Source organism: Prolixibacter sp. DSM 2831 (genome assembly GCF_056493735.1).
Window position 1 is genome coordinate 2084103 of record NZ_CM151379.1, and the last position, 20748, is coordinate 2104850.

The 20748-nt window shown below is 45.5% G+C and carries 16 protein-coding genes; all 16 read right to left on the reverse strand.

The genetic code is table 11. The features are described 5' to 3' along the window. Positions 1-157 precede the first annotated feature (157 nt). Complete coding sequence (locus AC060N_RS08390) at positions 158-1501, reverse strand: TolC family protein (RefSeq protein WP_106543504.1); 1344 nt, start codon at positions 1499-1501, stop codon at positions 158-160. Then, positions 1494-3125, reverse strand: a complete 1632-nt coding sequence (locus AC060N_RS08395; RefSeq protein ID WP_106543505.1) for a DHA2 family efflux MFS transporter permease subunit — start codon at positions 3123-3125, stop codon at positions 1494-1496. The genes AC060N_RS08390 and AC060N_RS08395 overlap by 8 nt, the downstream gene beginning before the upstream one ends. After that, complete coding sequence (locus AC060N_RS08400; protein ID WP_106543506.1) at positions 3122-4135, reverse strand: HlyD family secretion protein; 1014 nt, start codon at positions 4133-4135, stop codon at positions 3122-3124. The genes AC060N_RS08395 and AC060N_RS08400 overlap by 4 nt, the downstream gene beginning before the upstream one ends. A gap of 19 nt (positions 4136-4154) precedes the next feature. Next, positions 4155-4775, reverse strand: coding sequence for a TetR/AcrR family transcriptional regulator (locus AC060N_RS08405; protein WP_106543507.1), 621 nt, complete (start codon positions 4773-4775; stop codon positions 4155-4157). A gap of 296 nt (positions 4776-5071) precedes the next feature. Then, positions 5072-5800, reverse strand: a complete 729-nt coding sequence (locus AC060N_RS08410; RefSeq protein ID WP_106543508.1) for a sulfite exporter TauE/SafE family protein — start codon at positions 5798-5800, stop codon at positions 5072-5074. A 9-nt stretch (positions 5801-5809) separates the two neighbouring features. Then, entirely contained in the window at positions 5810-6739 is a 930-nt protein-coding gene (locus AC060N_RS08415) for a YeiH family protein (protein ID WP_479526702.1), read from the reverse strand. Between the two features lie 65 nt (positions 6740-6804). Then, complete coding sequence (locus AC060N_RS08420) at positions 6805-7698, reverse strand: LysR substrate-binding domain-containing protein (protein ID WP_479526703.1); 894 nt, start codon at positions 7696-7698, stop codon at positions 6805-6807. A 210-nt stretch (positions 7699-7908) separates the two neighbouring features. After that, complete coding sequence (locus AC060N_RS08425) at positions 7909-8787, reverse strand: glycine betaine ABC transporter substrate-binding protein (protein ID WP_479526704.1); 879 nt, start codon at positions 8785-8787, stop codon at positions 7909-7911. 9 nt (positions 8788-8796) lie between these two features. Further along, complete coding sequence (locus AC060N_RS08430) at positions 8797-9612, reverse strand: ABC transporter permease (RefSeq protein ID WP_153638833.1); 816 nt, start codon at positions 9610-9612, stop codon at positions 8797-8799. After that, positions 9609-10835, reverse strand: coding sequence for a quaternary amine ABC transporter ATP-binding protein (locus AC060N_RS08435; RefSeq protein WP_463230428.1), 1227 nt, complete (start codon positions 10833-10835; stop codon positions 9609-9611). The genes AC060N_RS08430 and AC060N_RS08435 overlap by 4 nt, the downstream gene beginning before the upstream one ends. A gap of 10 nt (positions 10836-10845) precedes the next feature. Beyond that, positions 10846-11994, reverse strand: a complete 1149-nt coding sequence (locus tag AC060N_RS08440) for a hypothetical protein (RefSeq protein ID WP_463233874.1) — start codon at positions 11992-11994, stop codon at positions 10846-10848. Positions 11995-12343: 349 nt separating this feature from the next. Then, complete coding sequence (locus AC060N_RS08445) at positions 12344-12826, reverse strand: MarR family winged helix-turn-helix transcriptional regulator (RefSeq protein WP_463230431.1); 483 nt, start codon at positions 12824-12826, stop codon at positions 12344-12346. Between the two features lie 189 nt (positions 12827-13015). Beyond that, positions 13016-14317, reverse strand: coding sequence for a carboxypeptidase-like regulatory domain-containing protein (locus AC060N_RS08450; protein WP_479526705.1), 1302 nt, complete (start codon positions 14315-14317; stop codon positions 13016-13018). 273 nt (positions 14318-14590) lie between these two features. Beyond that, the gene (locus AC060N_RS08455; RefSeq protein WP_479526706.1) at positions 14591-16756 is read right to left on the reverse strand and encodes a beta-glucosidase; all 2166 of its coding nucleotides are present in this window, start codon (positions 16754-16756) and stop codon (positions 14591-14593) included. A 195-nt stretch (positions 16757-16951) separates the two neighbouring features. Beyond that, positions 16952-18493 (reverse strand): alpha-L-fucosidase, encoded by a 1542-nt coding sequence (locus AC060N_RS08460; RefSeq protein WP_479526707.1) that lies wholly within the window; start codon positions 18491-18493, stop codon positions 16952-16954. A gap of 56 nt (positions 18494-18549) precedes the next feature. After that, a complete protein-coding gene (locus AC060N_RS08465) occupies positions 18550-20721 on the reverse strand; it encodes a glycoside hydrolase family 3 C-terminal domain-containing protein (protein WP_479526708.1) in 2172 nt (723 codons plus the stop codon). Between the last annotated feature and the right edge of the window lie 27 nt (positions 20722-20748).

A 20748-nucleotide genomic window follows, 5' to 3' on the forward strand; every position in this document is an offset into this window, starting at 1 on the left:
AAATGTGGTCTAAATTAATATAGTGCAAAGGTAGTTTTTCCGCGAATTTTCACAAATAACTTTTTAGTCGTCAACGAGCTAATTGGACGCATAAAAAACCGTACCCTGAAGGATACGGTTCCGCTTACGTTGGTGGAGGACAATCTCCTCCGGAAAGTTACTCATACATGCGATCGCCAATGGATGCCTGTAGGTCGTATATGCTTAGTGCATAGTCAATTTCTGATTTTAGCAGCAATAACCGGCTGTTCGATACCGCAGTGGTGGCGTCGAGCAAATCGAGGTTGGTTATGGAGCCAGCCTTGAAACTGGTTTCAGCCAGTGAAAATGCGTCTCTTGCCTGCTTCAGCTGAAGTTTGAATTGCTGCACCTTATGAGCCGCAGTTTCGACGTTGGCGGAACTTTTAATTACATCGCTTGCCACTTCACGTTGCATTCGCTCCGTTTCGTAAACCGAACTTTGTATGCCCGATTTGGCAAGTAGTTGTTGGTTTTTATTCCGGTTGGCGTCAAAAATCGGGATATGCAAATCCAGGCCTACCGCATAATTGGGTTTGAGCTGATAAAGGCTTGGAATATAACCGTCTTTCGCGCCGGCTGAAACAAAAGCCCGCAGGTTCGGTGTATTCTTCGACTTGATCAGATTCAGGTTCAACTCGGCCAGGCGCGTTTTCTCGCGGGCAATTTTCATCTCGTCACGGTTACGGACCGCCATATTAATCATGGTGTCTGCCACCAGGTGCTGAGGATGATCGACTGTGAGTTTTTCTTTGACAAAGTGACGTTTGGTTTCCGGTTCACCCAACAGTGTGTTTAAGACCGCTTGTTGGATACGGATAGAGGCCAGAATATCAAGCTTTTGGCTTTTTACTCCTGATATTTTCACTTTCGTGGAAAGTGCTTCATATTGCGTTGCCGAACCAGTTTCCATCTTTTTGTTGATGAAATCGAGGTGACGTTGCAAATTGGCCAACTGCTCGTTTTTGATGTCGATGGCTTCCTGCAGGAAAAGCAAACTATAGTAAGTATGCACTGCCCGGATGGACAGTTGCTGCTTCACTTGCTCCAACGTTTGTTTACCCAGCTGCTTGCTCTCTTGCTGAAATGCTATATTCGCCGCTGTTTTACCAAAATCGGAGATGGACTGGCTGACATCGATGGTTGCCGAATAGTTATCGCTCGGATTCATCTGAATTTCACCCATTCCCGGAATGCTGAATTTGGTTACCGGCCCGATATGCGAGTAACTGGCATTGGCACTTACGTTGGGGTAATGTCCCGACCGAGCCAATTCAATCTGTGTATCGGCTCTTTTGATGGCTTCTTCTGCTTCTTTTACCGAAGGGTAACTGCTGACCACCCTGCTGATAATGCTGTCCAGCGAGAGTGAGTCGGCTGGTGAAGTTTCCATCGCAACCGTTTCAGTCTGTGCACTCAGTTGCTGCGAAAATGCCATCACTATGCCGATGAGCAATGGTAATATATGGTTTTTCTTAATCATGATTCACTCGATTTTTTGCTTCCAATTTTTTCCTTGTATGTAACCAGAAAACCGGTATTCCTCCTATCAAAGTAATGATAGCGGCTATTAAAAAGTCATCATCAATTCCCTGGACAAATGCTTCACTGCTCACATGACCTATCAGTACTGATTTTGCCTGCATAGCTGCGGTTCCTAAGGAACTTCCGGTGGTATGCTGAATATAGTTGGTCAGACCGTGAGTTACCTGCTTAAAAGTTTCCGAGTTTGCATTCAATGCTCCACCATAGATCGTAGTGTGAAATTTTATCCTGGAAGATAGAAGAGTTGCCAGAATTGCTACACCGAAACTACCTCCCAACTGTCGAATTACGTTGAACAGACCGGATGCTTGCGCCATTTGGTGCCTCGGAATCTCGAGCAGCGAAATAGCACTCAGCGGGGTAAAGATGATACCCATCGCCAGCCCACGGATATACAGTGAAGTCATAATGTAGTTGTGCTCTGTCAGCCTCGAAAACAAACTGTTTAGATAGAAGCTAAGAGCCAGCAGGATAATTCCCAGGACAACGGGAATTTTTGCGTTGTATTTGTCTGCGAAACTACCGGCAATTGGCGATGCTGCTCCCTGGATAAATCCGATAGGCAAGAAAACGGCTCCCGCCTGAATCGCTGTATACCCAAGGGAGTTTTGCAAAAACAGGGGCAACAGGAATGTACTACCGAACATCCCGATACCAAAAATGAACATGATCAGGTTGCTGATAGCAAAGTTGTAGTTCTTCAGTAGTTTCAGGTCCACCAACGGCTTATCCACTGTTAACTCAGTAATGATAAAGACGGTTAAAGCAATGGCTGAAATAGCAAAACAAATCAGAATAAACGGAGCATGCCAGCCTTCACTATTAGTCGCTGCATTTCCTTCTGACAGAGCGTAGAGCAGTACCGGAAGAAAAATACTGACGGACAGGAATCCTATTAAGTCGAACTTTCCCACCCGGTGATTGACGTATTCCTGTTGGATAATCATGGTGACAACCATACCGATAATTCCGACTGGCACGTTGACGTCGAACATGAGTTTCCAGCTGAAATTGTCAACCAGGTATCCTCCAATCAACGGACCGAAAGAAACGGATGCTGCGGCTGAAATCGCCCAGAATCCGAGGGCTGTTCCCCGTTGTTCCGGCGGAAATTCGCGGGTAATAATCGCCATCCCGATAGGCATTAGCGAACCTGCTCCCAATCCCTGAATAACCCGGGAAAAAATGAGCATGTCCTCGTTGCCCGACATTCCGCACATCATAGAACCGAAGGTGAACAGGAACAGGCCGAAGAAATACATGCGCTTGTGCCCAAAACGATCGGCAAACCATCCGGAGGTCGGAAGCATGACGGCCATGGCGAGCATGTAAGCTGTCAGTACCCATTCTATTTTATCGATGCTCACTCCGAACGAAGCCATGATTTTCGGTAACCCCACATTGACGATGGTGGCATCCAATACCGCCATAAAGGTTCCAATCATGACATTTCCCAAAACCCACCAACGATAAAATTCGCTCTTGGGATGATACGATGAGTCTCTGGTCCGGAGAATCCGCCTGATTCGGTGAGCAAGCGTTATTTTCCGTGGGTGGCTCATTGTCGAATAATTTTAATGACTGATGACATACCGGCCATCAGATTGAATTGACTGATTTTTTCGTTGTTGTCAGCTTTGTCAATTGATATTTTTACCGGAACACGCTGGGTTACTTTCGTGAAGTTTCCGGAAGCGTTGTTCGGCGGAATCAGCGCAAACTGCGAAGCGGTGTTCGAACCGATATAGAAAATCTTACCAAAGAAGGTGACTCCCGGATAGGCGTCGATGGTGAATTTGGCCGGTTGACCATCTTTTATTTCACCTACGCTGGTCTCTTCCAGGTAAACGGTAATCCAGTAGTCGTGGTTGTTCGAGATGGTAACAACCGATTGACCGGGTTGCGCCATATCTCCTTGCAATAACCAACGTTTGGCAATCACTCCACTGATAGGAGCGTAAAGTTTTGTATTATCCAATGAAGCCTCAATCACGCCCACTTGCGATTTGGCTGTATTGATGGCAGCTTTTGCACTTTTAATTTGCGATTGCGCTACCTGTAGTTGTTTTTGAGCTGCCTGGTAAGTTGCCGAAGCAGCTTCGTATGCTTTTTGCAGGTGTTCGAACTGTTCCTGCGGAATAACTCCACCTTTGAACTGTGTTTTCCCCCGTTCAAAGTCGTCTTTGCTTCGTTGCAGGTTCACTTTCAGTACTTTCAGATTTTCTTTGTTGTAGCTGTACTGTGCCTGCGCCTGAATCAATGCCGTTTGTGCCTGTTCAACAGCTGCTTCCGTCTGGTTTTTACGGGCAACCAAATCGGTGCTGTCCAGCTCAGCAAGCAGTGTTCCTTTTTCCACTGTGTCGCCTTCTTTTACGTACATTTTCTCAACGCGGCCCATCATTTTGGCGCTCACGGCCACTTTATCGGCATCAACATACGCATCATCTGTTTTAATGTAATGCGTATATTCTTTGTAATAGTGCCAACCAATACCCAGGACGGCAACAATAACAATGGCCAGGGGAAGGTATACCCTGACTTTCTTTTTCCTGTTTTTGTTCTCGCTTGTCATCTATTTTATTATTGTTTTTTTATTTCTGAATTCCACGTATAAAAACTTCGGTAAAACGGTTGGTCTTTTCCACCAAAACAGCATATTCCTCATCGTCGAGGAAGAAGTATTCCTTGTTTTTGATGAAAGTGGTTCGAAGCCCCCGAAGGATATCGATAAAAAGCTCTGCCAACTCATCCGGATGGTCCTCCTTGAAACTGCCATTTTCCATGCCCTGTTTCAGTACATCGCTCATGATCTGAATTTCCTTGGTTTTGGAACGAATCCAGGAATCATTCATGAGTGACTTGAATTCCCTGATGTTGCTCATCTTGAATCGGCTGAGATTTAAAAAGGTGCGGAACAGTTCCATGCGGGTTTTCACAAAGTTTCGGATCATCTGATCCGGAAACTCTGACTGTTCCATATTTCGCCGGAGATTTTTGATGAATTCATCGTGCTCCTTGTCAACAACATGAATATAGAGGTGTTCCTTGTCAGGGAAATAATAGTATAGCGAAGCTTTGGAAATCCCGAGGTCAGAAGCAATTTCACGCATTGACGTTTTTTCCAGTCCGTAAACTCCGAAACGTCGTTGTGCCGCCTCAGTTATTCTGTTGAGTTTCTCTGTATTTCCTCCAGTGTGCTTTACCTGAACCATTCTATTGTTCTCTTTGACCTTATTGTTAGAAGGGTCAAAAATAATACAAGTAAGTCGCAGTAATGTTTCTTAAATCTTAAATATTTAGCGGAGTATGTAAGAATTCACATAAACACTTTTTAACAACATTATGACAATAAGCAGGTAAGACAACCAAGCTTGGCGTTGAAATATTGGTTGTTATTTTGTTGGCCAGTGTTTGTGCTTACCTCCATTGAGTTGTTCTTTTTCGGTAGGCGGATGGGGAAGGGGAATATTTTATTCGGAAAGGTTTTTTAACAAAAGGCGGTGGTTTTTCAAAGCGGATGCAGAACGCTGAACAAGGTCATGAATCCCGAAAATAGTGTAATGAGGATACAGATTTTCTGAAACAGACTGACGGAAACAATCCGGCTGAGCTTTTGACCGATGAGAATTCCGAAAATCATGATGGGAAGCTGAAAGGCTGTTATTTTTAATGTCTCAACGGTAAGCATATGACTGAAGGCATATCCGATGATGGCCAGTGTAGCTGTTGCTATGTTGAAGTAGGCAAATTTCCCCCGAAAATCGTCGTTGGAAACATTCAGCGAAGTAAGGAAAAGGGCTAGGGGAGGACCACTGATGGACGTAAAACCTCCCAGAAAGCCGCTGGTCAAACCAGCCGTTACAGAACCGCGCAAAGGGTCTTTGATTTTAAAACGAAAACCCTTTAAAAAAGCAACGGAGACAATGATAAGCATTGCTCCCACAAATATTTTGAACGGACGGTCTTCGATGAAATTCAGCAATATCACACCGGGAACAGTTCCAATAACTCCCCAAATTGGGATCTTCAGGGTGTACCGGTTTAGTTTCAGGTTCGGTATTTTCAAGATAATCTGCGTGGAAGTAAGCAGGTTAAAGAGGGTTAGTACCGGAATGACCACTTTGGCCGGATAAAAAATGAGCAAGAAAGGCATAGCAAGCAGGGCAAAGCCAAAGCCTGTCAAACCTTTTAGTACTGATGCAAATAATATGACTATTGCGATGAATACCCATTCCATATTTTTTGGTTAATTGAGAATCAGGATGGAGGAGACGGAAACAATGGCCCAGAGGACCAGCCCCATCAGGACGGGCCGCCATCCTGCGGATTTTATGTCTTTTTTTGAAATTCCTGCTCCGATGAAGAACAGCGCCACCAACAAGCCCTTTTTTCCCAACCAGCTCAGATGTTTAAAAGTATGGCTCCATTGAGGGATATAATGAGCAACAATCATGGCTACTACAAATAACGGAATGAACCACGGAATGTTGATGCGATTGTCACTTTTATTTATCAGTGCGGTTATTATGGTAACCGGAATAATCCACAAAGCGCGGGTCAATTTCACGGTAGTGGCAATTTCGAGTGCATGAGGGCCGTAAACACTGCCGGCACCTACAACCGAGCTGGTATCGTGAATGGCAATAGCTGCCCAATATCCGAAGGTTTCCTGTGAAAGATGCATGAGATGGCCCAGAACGGGGAACAGGAAGAGTGCAACGGAATTCAGGATGAAAACGGTCGCCAGTGCAAAGGATATTTGGCGGTTTTCGGCTTTTAAAACAGGAGCAGTAGCTGCAATGGCACTTCCGCCACAAATGGCTGTTCCTACCGAAATCAGGTAGGAGGTTTTCTTATCGACACGGAAAATCCATCCCAGGAATAACCCAACCAATATGGTTGATACGACTGAAAAGAGTGTGATTTTGAAGCCGGAGATGCCGGCCGTTAATACCGTTCCCAGATTCATGCCAAATCCCATGAGGACGATGGAGGCCTGCAATAGAAAAGAAATTGTTCTGCCGGTTTCGGGTTTGGCGTCTTCGTGTCCAAAGAAGGACAACATGAGTCCGGCTGCTAAGGCAATGGGGGCCGAAACAAAGGGAAACAAAATAAGAGCCGGAACGGCCCGGTATAAAAATGTAGAGGTTGATTTGAGGCTCAGTGCTTTCTTCATGAATGTAGATTTTCAGCAAATCTACCGGAAGGTCATAATGAAAGCAAATACTTAATTCTTATATTCTATAACGCCATGTTATAGTTTCTGACAAAATCAACAAAATACTTGATGTTTCCGGTTAACGGCCCTTTGGGATACGCAAAGCGGAACTTTCGTTTGATATTCAATCCTTTCACAGGAATAATCTTCAGGGTATTGAGCTGAATTTCCTTTTGAATGGCATTCACGGAAACGAGGCCGATTCCGTTGAAACGGGGAAGAAAGTTTTTGATAGCTTCGGTACTTCCCAAGTGAAGAATTACGTTCAGACGGTCGAGGGGATAACCGGCATTCTTTAGGTACTGTTCAATAACTTCCAGCGTTCCGGAGCCTCTTTCTCTAACAACCAGCGGAATGTGCTGAAGTTCGGCAAGTGAGCCGTTGGCATTGCGGCCAAATTTGCAGGTATGTCCGGCGATGACCACAATTTCATCATCGGCAAAATCGACATACTGTAAATCGGTTTTGCTGGAATAGTTTTCGACCATCGCCAGATCGATACGGTTTGCCTGCAGCTTCTGTTCCATTTCAAAAGAGTTGCCGTTAATTAGGCTGACTTCAATATCGGGGTAGCGGGTATGAAACGCCGCAATAACTTCGGGAATTACGTATTGCGAAATAGTGGAACTGGCTCCAAGTCGCAATGAACCGGAGAAGGTTTGTTTCAGGGTACCGAGTTCGTATTTCAGCTCATCATATAAGACGTGTGTTTTCTGGGCAAAGCGGTACACGATTTCGCCTGCCGCTGTTAACGTAATGCGGTTTCCCTTCCGGTTGAAGAGCGCGAGGCCCAATGTATTTTCCAGCTCGCGGATGTGACGGGTAACGGCAGGCTGGCTGATGTACAGCTCCTGTGCGGCCTTGGTAAAACTCAAATTATTGGCAACAGCCAGAAAAACCTGGTAACGGTAGTCCATGCGATTGTTTTATGACGTCCACATCAAAAATAGACGAAATTCGGGGGAATGAACTTTTTTCATGAAAAAATCCTGAACAGGATTGCTTGGCAACTACCTATCCAGGATTTTTTAAAATGATAATAGAGTTCGTCTTTACTCAGTATAATTTATTCATATACCCAAAAAACATCAGTCTTTCGGCCATTAACGTCTGCGTCGGGTAAAGACTTAGTTGGCTTGCTTCTTGAACCAGCCGTCAACCAGCTCTTTATGTTCGTCGTACCATTTTTTTGCAGCCTGATCTTCTTTGCCGGGAGCTGCTTCTACAGCCAACATTAATGATCCCAACAGATCGTCGTTCATTTTGAAGTTACTAAAGAACGTGGCTGCTTCCGGATTCTTGGCCGCCCAGCCTTTTGTGGCATAGGTGGAGATGTTTTCCGCCTCACCCATCACTTTCTTCGGATCCTTCAAAATCTTCAGTTTATACTTGGCAAACATGGTGTGAGGCTTCCAGCCGGTTACCACAATCCACTCTTTTTGGTCGTATGCTTTCTTCAAGGAGGCAAGCATTCCGGCTTCACTCGAAGTAACCAGTTCGTAATTCAGATTGTAATCTTTAATTACTTTCTGAGTAATTTTCATGATACCAGCACCCGGGTTAATACCGATGATTTTGCCATCGAATTTGTCTTTGTATTCGTTCAGCTGATTGATGGAATCGATGGTAACATATTGTGGAACAACCAATCCCAGACGGCCATCTTTGTAAATGGTTCCCAGTTTTTCAATTTTATCGCCAAATTTATCGAGGTAAGGCTTGTGCGTAATCGGGCTCCAAACTTCCATGAAAACGTTGGCATCGCCTTTGGCAACAGCTGCAAATACAGGCGCTACGTCGGCATTAATCAAATCAACTTTGTAACCATGTGCTTCCAGAGCTACTTTGGCCAGGTGTGTATCAGCGATACATTCCGCCCAGTTTACCATAGCAATGGTCACTTTTTTCTTAGCGCCTTTTTCCGAATTATTCTTCTTTGAACCTCCGCAGGATGTCAGCATCAGTGCGGCGGCTGAAATGATTGTAAGTTTTCGTAATAAATTCATATTCATTTATTATTTAGATTTTCCAAGATGTTGTGTTATCCGGTCGAGGATGATGGCCAGCAGTACTACCGCCAAACCACCTTCGAATCCCATTCCGATACGTAACTGACTGATTCCCTGAAGGACAATCTCACCCAGTCCCTTAGCGCCAATCATACTGGCAATTACGACCATCGAAAGGGCCATCATAATGGTTTGGTTAACACCTGCCAGAATGGAAGGCATCGCCAATGGCACCTGAACTTTTACCAGCAACTGCCGCGAAGTAGCACCAAATGCTTTTGTTGCCTCGACAATGTCTTCGGGTACCTGTTGGATGCCTAAAGAGGTGAGTCGGACAACCGGCGGCATGGCAAAAATGATCGTAGCAAAAGCACCAGGAACCGTTCCTAAACCGAAAAACAGTACGGCCGGTATCAGGTAAACAAAAGCCGGCATCGTCTGCATAAAGTCCAGTATAGGGCGGATGATCCGATTGGCTGTCTGACTTCTCGCAGACCAGATTCCAAGGGGAATTCCCAGTGCAAGCGCCAGGACAGTTGATGAGAGCACCAGTGCAAAAGTTTGCATGGTTTGGTCCCAATAACCCATTGCGTAGATGAACAGCAGGCCAAGGAGAGTCAGGAATCCGTTGCCGATTCCGGCACGCCAGAAGGCTAAGCCAGCCATCAACGCAATAGTGACATAAAACGGCATCCATACCCAGAAGGCTTCAACTCCGCCAATGAAGTTGGTCATTCCATAGTTGACGCCGTCGAAAAAACCGGAGAAATTGGCTGTCAGCCAATTAATAAAATGTTCTATATAGGTTCCAACGTCGATCATAAGTCAATGGCATTTTGAATGATTCCTTGTATTTCGTCTTTATCCTTACCCGTCATTTCTACAATGATGGAGGTTTGCGATACCAGTCCTAACAGGAAGTTCTCCTCGTTCACTACTGGAATGGGAAGATCCGTTTCCGTTAATATCGGCAACATGTCTTCCACAGTTGTGTCGGGATAAACCGAGTGGACTTCGGTGTTGACAATCTCTTCGATGTTCTTGGCTCCTTTCTTCTTCGCTTCGATAACATCTTCCAATTGAACAAAGCCGATAAAAGTCCGGTTGGTGCGGATAACCGGAATAGTCTTCAGACCAGCGTCCCGCATTTTGCGAATGACAACTTCTGGTCCGTCTTTCTTCAGACGGGCAACCGTGGGTTTTTCGAACATGACGGAAGAAGCCGTAACAATTTTACCACGCTCAACTTTTTCAACGAACGATTTAACGTAATCATCGGCCGGTGCCGTCAGGATATCCTCTGATGTACCTACCTGAACGATCTCGCCGTCTTTCATGATGGCAATACGGTCACCGAGTTTGATCGCTTCATCCAGATCGTGCGTAATGAACACGATGGTTTTCTGCATTTTCTCCTGCAAGATCAGAAGTTCATCCTGCATTTGGTTGCGAATCAGGGGATCAAGCGCCGAAAATGCCTCATCCATCAGCAGTACTTCGGGTTCGTTGGCCAGTCCCCTTGCCAGACCCACACGTTGCTGCATTCCACCGGAGAGCTCTGAAACTTTCATGTCTTCATAGCCTTCCAGTCCAACCAATGCGATTGTTTCGCGGGCTTTCTGTTCGCGTTCTTCTTTTGGAATCCCTTGAATTTCAAGGCCAAATGCAACGTTGCTCAGAACAGTCCGGTGCGGAAGCAAGCCAAAATGCTGAAATACCATAGCAAATTCTTTCCTTCTGATATTCAGCAACTCCTTGTCGGTCGACCGGGTAATATCCTGGTTGTTGACAAGTACTTTACCTGCTGTAGGTTCGATCAGCCGGTTGATGCACCTGAGGAGCGTGGATTTTCCACTTCCCGAAAGGCCCATGATTACAAAAATTTCACCCTCTTCGATGTTCAGACTGGCGTTGGTAACCGCCACAGTACATCCGGTAGACGATAAAACCTCGGCTTTGCTTTTCCCTTCACGAGATTGTTTCAAAGCCTTTTCCCTGTGTTTTCCAAAAATCAGGTAAAGGTCTTCAATGAGAATTTTCGTCATACGCTTTTAATTAAAAGTAGTAACCAATGTTGATGTTGAACCATGAGTGCCACTCGTTGTCAGAACCCCGACCGAGTCCGTGTCCCCATGGGCCAAACCAGTCCTGGTTTTTACCTGATGCATAATCAACGTAGGTGTACAATCCTGCTTTTGTTGAAATCAGAGATCCAACTACGTTCATCTGGGTATCAAGGAAACCATCAACATTTTTATTCATGTAGTTATAATCTTCATAAAACTGAATGCTGGTAAACGGTCCCCAGTTCATTGGAATCGTATACGCAACACCGGCCGTGTAAACCTGGCCTTCTTTGGCAACCTGGTAAGTGTAGTTGTATGCGGCCATGGTTACCGTGTTCGTGTTCGCATCTGAATTATACGCGTAAGTGAGTGCTTCCAGTTTCACATTTAACTGCTGTTTTGGAAGGAAATTTCCGTCGAAGTGAGCAGCAAACGCGTAATGGTCTCCGTTGCCTTTGGTTACGTGGTTGAACAACCGACCGTATTCGGCCGAAACACCTACTTCGCTGTGACCGAATTTACGTGCAATCCGGCCGTTCCATTGACCACGTTCTTCATCATCTCCTGCTACATCGTAAGAGTAACGGGCAGGATCAACTCCGTAACCACTTGAACCATCGGAAAAGGTATTCCAGGTTTTTCCACCTTCGGCATTCTTATAGAAGGCCATCATAAAGTCCCAGTCGTCGGTTGAGTGAACCAGTTTGATACCGGTATCATAGTCATCTTCCAGACCAATATAGTAAGGCAGGTTGAAGAACCATGAGTGACTGGCGTAAGGTAAATCGCCAAAAGGAACCTGGTTGACACCGACCTGAAGTTGAGTGTTCTTAGAGAAATCGTATCCAACAAAACCTTGTTTCAACATTCCACCGCCGAAGTCTGACGGATAGAAGCGGTACTCTGCATTCAGGAATAATTTGCCATAACGTGCTTTGGCATTGATTCTGAACATGTCGAGCACCCAGTCACCACCTACGTCGGTGTTGGCTTTGTCCCAGGATTTGTAGCGGTAGTTGAAACGGAGTGCTCCGCCAATCTGTACGCTTTTTTCTTTTTTTTCGGTTTGTGAGAATAGGGGGGTAATTAAAAACAATAGTAATCCGGTAATTAAAATTTTCCTTTTACTAATAACCATAATTTAATTGTTTGATTTAAAATGATGTCTTCAAATTCTAAGGCATCAACTTCAGCCAAGAACTACTGAAGTGTTAGATATGTTCTGTGCGACAAAAGTATTTCTTTTAGGGGGGATTAACAAATATTAGACTGAATTAACGATTGTTTAGGATTCTGTTTTTGGTTTTAATGCTTTGAAAATCAGCGCAGATGTATGATTTTTGCTTGAGCGGGCCAAAATGTCTGGCATTCAGGCCGCAAATTAGGTTCTGCAGAACATATATAAAATTTCTGTTAAGTATTTGTCTCAATTTTGACAATTGAGTAGGTTGTAAATTGTAAACAGTTAGTTCGAGGAGAAATTGTCGTCAGAAATCGCGTACATTTTCCTCGCCTCCGGTAAGGACAGGGGAGGCGTCGATGTCTTCGATTTCAAGCATATCGATGAGGGTGTCGAGAGCACTGTTGATTTTATTGATTTCTTCGTCGGAAAGACTGCGCAGCTTTACATCCAGTCTTTTCTGCATCAGGTCGGGTGTGTGTGTCAATATCCGTTCACCGCTGGAAGTAAGTGCTATATTAGTGACTCGCTTATCGCCCGATTTTGGAAGTCGGGCAACATATCCTTTTTTCTCCAACCGGTTGATGATTCCCGTCATCGTGGATGAGTTCAAACGCATGTGATCGCGAATCATGCGTTGTGTTGCCTGGTAGTTCGGAGCTTCCTTCAGGTATTCGAGGCATAGCAGTTGGGGGATACTCACGCCATATTCCTTCTGCACTTTCTTCGACTCCAGGTTAATGGAGCGAACAATCCTTCTTATTTTAATAATGACGGGTGTGAAATCCATAATTCGAAATGAGTCATTTTCACCTCAAAATTGCAAACTTTTCGCGAAACCCGTACATCTTCTGTCAGGCTTTTCACTCTTTTGATTGCCTCGGGACAAAAAAATACTCCCGCCGGTTTGCGACGGGAGTACAGGAATCGAATAACAGGAATTAAGTAGTTAATTGTTTGTTAAGCTTACTGTTTGATATTAATTCCTTCTCAGTTTTCGCTGTATTTTTCTGATGGCCTGATCGATGGATTTTTCCGGCTCGATGACGTTGTACTTACCCCAGAATTCAGGGTCGGAGAAACCTGATACAGCGTCGCTCATGATGACATTCATCTTCATTCGATCGGATGAGCGGAACGGTTTATCCTCAGTTTTCTGCCAATCGGTAACGGCCATCTCGATAGTCGATACATAGTGGGAGTTGAAAAGCTTCTTGTCCCAGTTGATTTTAAACGTTACCTGACCACGGGAATATCCGAAGTACCATTTGCCGTTCTTTTCACGGTAGTTGACCATATAAGCTGCTTCAGTCGGGTATACTTTTGCCCCGATTGGTTTTCTCTTGATGAGAATGTCTGCAGCTTTCAGTTCGTCGGATGTATCCATGTTGAACGTGGCGCTGGTGATGGCAAGCGATTCGGTATCGATGAAGAGTTTGCCATAGAAGAGTGCATCGATGGCACCGGGCCTGGGTTTGAATTCGAGAACGTAAACCAGCTTTTTGTCGATACGCGTTACACTGGCCAGGTTGAACTCGTAGTTTCCAATCATGTCATCCGTAAAGATGATGTAAGGATTTTTCATTATGTCCATCAGCAAGTTGGTGTACGGACCACCCTGGAGTTTGAATACCAATGTATCCAGTTTCGAGTAATCGGTGCTTTTCCGGCCTTTGAATAACCTGACTTTGTCGGCCCGGGCTGAAGTATAAGGCTGTTTGTAGACATCAACTACGGCCTCGGCAAGCGAGACATAACTCCAACCTTTTTTAATGGTCTCACGATAGAAAGCCGTCATTTCCAAGGGTTCTTCAACATAGTTATCCTTTTTCTTGTACATGACAGTCCGAATGAGCAGGTCGGGATCTGTCGGGAAGACCTTGATTTCGCTGAGCGAAACGGCTAAAACATCGAGTTCAATTTTATTCCGTTCGGGCTTCAGACTGGAAACAGGAACCTGTTTGTTTTTATAACCAATGTAAGAAATGGTAATGTTTTTATTTAATTGGTCTTCAGGTACCTTAAGGATGAATTCACCATCGGAGTTACTTACGGTTGCGATGTTGGTTCCATCGATAGCAAGTGTGGCAAATACCAGCGGATCTCCTGATTCACTATCCCGAACCTCACCTTTGAAGGTCTTGTAGTTTTGATTGTCTTCCGGTTGGCTGCGGGGATACGAGTCGGCTGCTGCGGCTGCTCCCGAAATTAAAACAAAGAGAAGTAAGGTAACCCATACTTTCATGTTTTCGAAACTGATGATTGACTGTTTTGTTTTCATGGCTTAAGTTATTTAGCGTTTCTTGCTTTGTGCTTTCTACTCTAAAGACAAGCCGACTTTAAAATGCCCCTAATCATTTTGAGATTTTTTCTACAACCGATACATTTTGAGTGCTCCGCTGCCTAATTGCAATAGTATAAGTAACTTTATTTAGGGTGATATACAGAAGGGCTGAGAGTTTAGTAGGGTGTTGCAATCGGAGGAGAATAAAAAAGGGAGAATAACTGAATATTCTCCCTTGAGCATCAATATTTGATGATAGTTATTTACAACTTACAAAGTCACTGTACCGGTTTGACGGATATCGCGGGAGGAACTTCCTACGAGGATATCGAATTTGCCAGGCTCCAGTACCCATTGGTGTTTCTGGTCATTGTAGTATTCGAAGGCGCTTGACGGAAGTGTCAGTTCCACTTCTTTTGATTCGCCGGGTTTCAGGAATACTTTACTAAAAGCTTTTAATTCCTTTTCAGGACGCTTCAACTCCGACTTTTCCTGGTGAACGTAAACTTCCACTACTTCGCCACCTACCATATCGCCGGTGTTGGTCAGCTTAACTTTAACAGTTGCTTGCTTGTCGCCAGGCGTAACCTGCAAACTGTCGTATTTGAAAGTAGTATAAGAAAGTCCGTGTCCAAAGCAGAATTCGGGGGCTACATTGTACGAATCGTAGTAGCGATAGCCAACATAAATACCTTCTTTGTATACTTCTTTTCCGTTTTTACCGGGGTAATCGCCCATCTTTTCAGCCGGAACGTCGGCCAGCTTTTTCGGGAAAGTCACCGGCAGTTTTCCGGAAGGATTCACCTTACCGAAAATGATTTCGGCGAGGGCTTTTCCGCCTTCCATTCCGGGGTACCAGGCCTCGAGAATGCCTTTGGCGTTGCCTACCCAGCTGGTCATATCCATCGGGCCACCGCCCATCATCACGATGATGGTATTGGGATTGGCTTTCAATACAGCCTGAATCAATTCGTTCTGACCGAACGGAAGCTGCATATTAGGTTTGTCGATGCCTTCAGAGTCGAAAGCGTTGTCAGACCACTGACCGCCGTAGCCGTGAATCCAGCCGCCAACCAAAATCGTTGCATCAGCTGATTTGGCTGCTTTTACCGCCTGGGCAATCAATTTCGGATCGGCTTTTTCGCCGCGGGCTACTTTATACCCCTCGGCGTAGTTGACTTTCACTTTGTCGCCTAAATACTGCTGAATTCCCTGCAGCGGTGTAATTTCAAACGGTGGACGTACCTGGGAGCTTCCTCCACCCATGGCATTTTTGCGATCGGCATTGGCACCAATAACGGCCACACTCTTCAGACCATCTTCCTTCAGCGGAAGCACATGGTCCTGGTTTTTCAGCAGCACAATGCCTTCCTCAGCTACTTTCAAAGCAACAGCCTGATGTTCGGGAGTATTGATTTCGCCTTTCTTGCGGCCGCCACCCATTACGTGGGTTTCGTACATCACACGCAAAATGCGGTGTACTTTGTCGTTCACGACGGATTCGGGAACTTTTCCACTTTTCACCAGTCCGATAACGGTATCACCCATGAAGAATTTGCCGTAGTCGGGTGTTTTCTGCGTCAGGTCGGTTCCCATTTCCAGATCGGTTCCGTTCATCAATGCATCCATGGTATTGTGGACAGCGCCCCAGTCACTCATGACAACTCCTTTGAAACCGAATTCACCTTTCAGAATATCTTTTACCAGGTATTTATTTTCGGTACAAAACTGTCCGCGGAATTTATTGTAAGCCCCCATCAGGGTGTACACGTTACCTTCTTCAACCGCTGCTTTGAAAGCCGGAAGATAGATTTCGCGAAGGGCACGTTCACTCATCTCCACGTCGATGGTGTTACGCTCGGTTTCCTGGTTGTTGGCCAGATAGTGTTTTACACAGGCAGCCACATCCTGGCTTTGCACGCCTTTGATGTAACCCACAGCCATTTGACCTGCCAGATAAGGATCTTCACTTAGGTATTCGAAGTTGCGGCCGTTTAACGGCGTACGGATGATGCAGACTCCGGGGCCCAGAATGTTGTCTTTTCCGCGGGCGTTCGCCTCACTACCAAGTACGGTTCCGAATTTGTAACCCAGCTCTTTGTTCCAGGTCGAAGCCAGGGTTATGCCGGTTGGCAAATAGGTTGATGAATCTTTACCGTTGTTCAGTAATGTCCATCCGCGGCCATGTTCGGGGCGTACTCCGTGCGGGCCGTCTGACATCACCCATTCGGGAATACCCAGGTGAGGAACCCCGGCAGAAGTAAATGACGAGTTCGCATGGATCATTCCTACTTTCTCCTTCAAAGTCATTTGACTAATCAGGGAGTCAATTTTTTTCTCGTAAGCGGGTGCATTGTTTTTCTTGGGTTGTGAGCAGGACAGCACACCCAAAATCAACACACTCAGCACAGGAAGTGCAATCGATTTTCGTTTCATGTATAAATCTGTTGTTTTAGTGGTCACATTTAAAATCTATTGTGGGTAAGGCAATTGTGCACATGACGGGGACTGAAAGAATTCTTTCATCTTGGCTCGGTTTATTGTCAATATTACAAAATAACCTAATGCATTCGAAATTGCTTTGGTGTTAATAAATGTGAAATTTAACTTACTGGTCACATTATTTGCGACTTACATAATGTGTTTTAATATAGCTTTTCCCGATGTTTTGATTTTGAAAACGGTAGCAATGGAATTTGGCATTTGAGCCGGCATGACAATGTGGAGGCCGTCTTTTTTCCATTTCCAGTTAATGGAATCATTTTTCCCCGGAATGGAAATGCTTTCAATTTTCAGGTCTCCTCCCATTTTGCTTTTCGCGAAAGCGGTCAGAACCATCTCTTTATTGGCTCCGGGCCAGCCCAGTACGGTCGCGTAAATGGTATTCGGGAGAGTGGTGTAGCGAACATCTTTTGGTGTATACTCCACTTTTGATTGGAATGCTCCGCCTTTTTTCAATCGTGTTGGGCCTTCACCGAAAACAATCCACGGGCGGGTATTATAAACAGCTTCTCCATATTGATGCAACCAATTACCGATATCGAGCAATACTTTTTGTTGATTTTCAGGAATCACTCCATCTGCCCTGGGAGAAATGTTCAGCATCATGACGCCGTTTTTGCTAACGATGTCTAGCAGCTCGTGGATGATTTCAGCGGCTGGTTTTATAGCCAGTCCCTTCACGTAACTCCAGCTGCCGATGCCAACGGTTTCATCGCACATCCAGGTGTAGGGCAGTAGCTTGTTGGGACGGCCCCGTTCGAAATCCCGGGCACTAACCTGGTCGGGCAAATCTTCGTCTTTATGTGTGATAACTACCTGCTGGTGATTTTTTGCAGCACTTTTCAGGTAATAGTTAATGAAATCCTGACGATAACTCTGCGGAATTTTAGTTAGCAAACCGTCGAAATAAATGAGGTTGGGATGATAGTGACTGATGACCTCTTCCAGTTTTCCCAGCCAGTTTTTGTAGAACTGTTTGGCAGGAATATTTCCGTACAGCATACGCAACTTCGGGTCAGTTGACGAGGTGAACATGTTTTTGTTGTAAGGGTAATAGCTGGTATCGGATTGTGCTTTGGGACTATTCGCATAAATCTGCAGATTCCGGGCCATGTGAAAGGTGGTGACGAATTTCAATCCCCGGCCATGAATGGCTTTGCTCAGTTTGGCCATCACATCCTCGTGCGGGCCCATATCCTTCACGTTCCACGGATTGATTTTACTGGCCCACATCGAAAAACCATCGTGGTGTTCAGCTACCTGACCGGCAAATTTAGCTCCGGCTTTGAAAAATAGGTTGGCCCACTGATCGGCATTGAAATGCTGCGCTTTGAACATGGGAACAAAGTCTTGATAGCCAAATTTATTCAACGGACCATAAGTAGCCACCTGGTGCTTGTAAGCGTTGGTCCCTTTAATGTGCATGTTGCGCGCGTACCAATCGTTGGCGTATGCCGGAACGGAAAGCACTCCCCAGTGGAAATAGATACCGAATTTGGCGTCCTTGAACCATTCTGGCGCTTTTTGATAGTGAGCCGGAATATGCCATTCTTCCTTTTGCTGTTTCTTCTCGTTTGCTGCCCGGCTTGTCGACGAAAGTGTCCCGAGCACAAGTATCAATGAAATAAGTTTTAGTGTCTGAATTCCTTTTGGCTTTCTGAATTGAGTCATGTTGCGTTCTTTAATCCCAGGTCATCGTCCTCCGACGCCTTTCTCCTCTGTTATGCTTAATTTGTAACTTGTATTTCTTTCGTTAACCGGATGTCGTCCGAGGAATTCCCGATTTGCAATTGAATTTGGTCCGGTTCAACCGTGAAGGCTTTCTTTACTTCATTCCAGTATGCCAAATCTTTTGCGTGTAGCTTTAAGCTGACTTTTTTCGTTTCTCCGGGCTTGATGGTTATTCTTTTAAAGCCTTTTAATTCCTTTTTGGGGCGTTTTACTTCTGAATGCAGGTGACGGACGTACAGTTGAGCCACTTCATCACCTGCACGTTTCCCGGTATTGGTAATGTCGAAGGAAATGGTGAGCGGTTTTCCATTTTGTATATTATCGGAACTAACTTTCAGGTTGCTGTATTGAAAGGTGGTGTAGCTCAGGCCGAATCCAAAAGGATACAGCGGCTTTCCTTTGAAGTACATGTAGGTTCTGCCTTTCCGGATATCGTAATCGAGGCGGGGTGGAAGTTGTGTGATAGCCAGCGGCCAGGTTTGCACCAGTCGTCCGCCAGGATTGAAATCGCCGAACAATACAGAAGCCAGCGCGCTTCCTTCTTCCTGACTGCAATGTGTCATGTGCAGAATGGCCGGTACGTTATGCTCCGTCCAGTTAATAGCATATGGGAAACTGCTGATAAGTACCACGATGGTTTTCGGGTTCACCCGATAGATTTGTTTAATTAATTCTTCTTCCTCGAGATTAATGGATTTGCGGTCGACCGCTTCTTTTCCATAGCTTGGCTTGGTTACTTTCGCCCAGCCAGCATCGCCGGTAGGATGGTTGCCAACGACCACGATGGCATAGTCGGATGTTTTGGCCAAATCGACGGCTTTGTTTTTTGAATTGTCTTCGGCATAGCTAACGCGAATGCTGTCGCCAACCCGACTGCGAATACCATCCAACGGCGTAATAGTGTAAGGAGGCGTTCCTCCGTACCAATCGCCGAGTACTTCGTTGGCAAATCGGCCAATCACGGCAATCGACTTGGTTTTTCCGGTTTGAAGTGGCAACGTCTGGTTATCGTTTTTCAGTAAAACGATGGACTTTTGTGTTGCCAGTTTAACCAGGTCTTTATTCTGTTGACTTTTCCGGGGAGCCGGTTCTCCGTTCAGACCGATTTGGGAATACGGATTATCGTTCGGTGGATCGAGCAATCCTAGTTTGATCATTACCCGGAAATCACCCCGGATAACACTGTCGATATCAGCTTCGGTCAGAAGTTTGTCTTTTAATGCCGCGCGAATGGCATCAGCATAATCGTCTAAAAACTGGTTGATGCCCGCTTTTACGGCTTCGGCAGCTCCTTCTTCCAAATCGGGATAGTACTTGTGATCGCTGATCAGCAATTTCAGCGCACCGCCGTCGGTGCAGATGATGCCTTTTTGTCCCCATTCTTTCACTGTTACGTTTTTCAGTACCGGGTTGACCATCATGGGGATTTCGTTCCACGAGTTATACGCTGCCATGTAAGCCTGGCTTCCTCCGTCTTCGATTCCCATTCGAAAGGGAACGGAATAGTATTCGCGGAAAAGTCGTTCGTTGAAGTTGGAAGATGACCAGGTTCGTTCATCTTCGTTACTATTGGCCAGAAAGTGTTTCATCAGCGAGGCCGTCAGCCAGTATTTTGGATTGTTGCCCTGAAGGCCTTTTACGAAAGCAGTGACCATGGTTCCGTTGAAGAAGGGATCTTCTCCGTAGCATTCTTCGGTTCGTCCCCAGCGTGGATCACGGCCTAAATCGGCATTGGGAGCACGAACTACCAGGCCTTTGCTTTTGTATTTTGGGTTTTGAAAAAGATATCGGGTTTCGTAGCCTTCAACGGCGGCTACTTTTTTTAGTAATGCCGGGTCCCAGGTTTCGGCCAGACCGTAAGCTTGAGGGAAAGTCGTAGTGGGAGTAGGGGTGGCATATTTTCCCCAATTTGCCGGTCCGCCCATGGAGACTCCATGCAGGCCTTCTACGTGAGTGGCTCCTTTAATTCCCAGTCGGGGAACACTGGGATCGGTACTCAGACAGCTGATTTTTTCATCCAGTGTCATGAGCGATAAAATGTTGTCAATTCGTTTTTCTACCGGAAGGTTGGGATTCTGGAAAGGGTATTGGTATTGCGCATGTGCTTTTTGGGTTCCTGTCATTAGAGTCCCAATGAGCAGAAGCATTTGGATGAGATGTGATTTCATAGTAAGCCAGTTCTTATCGGGATAGAA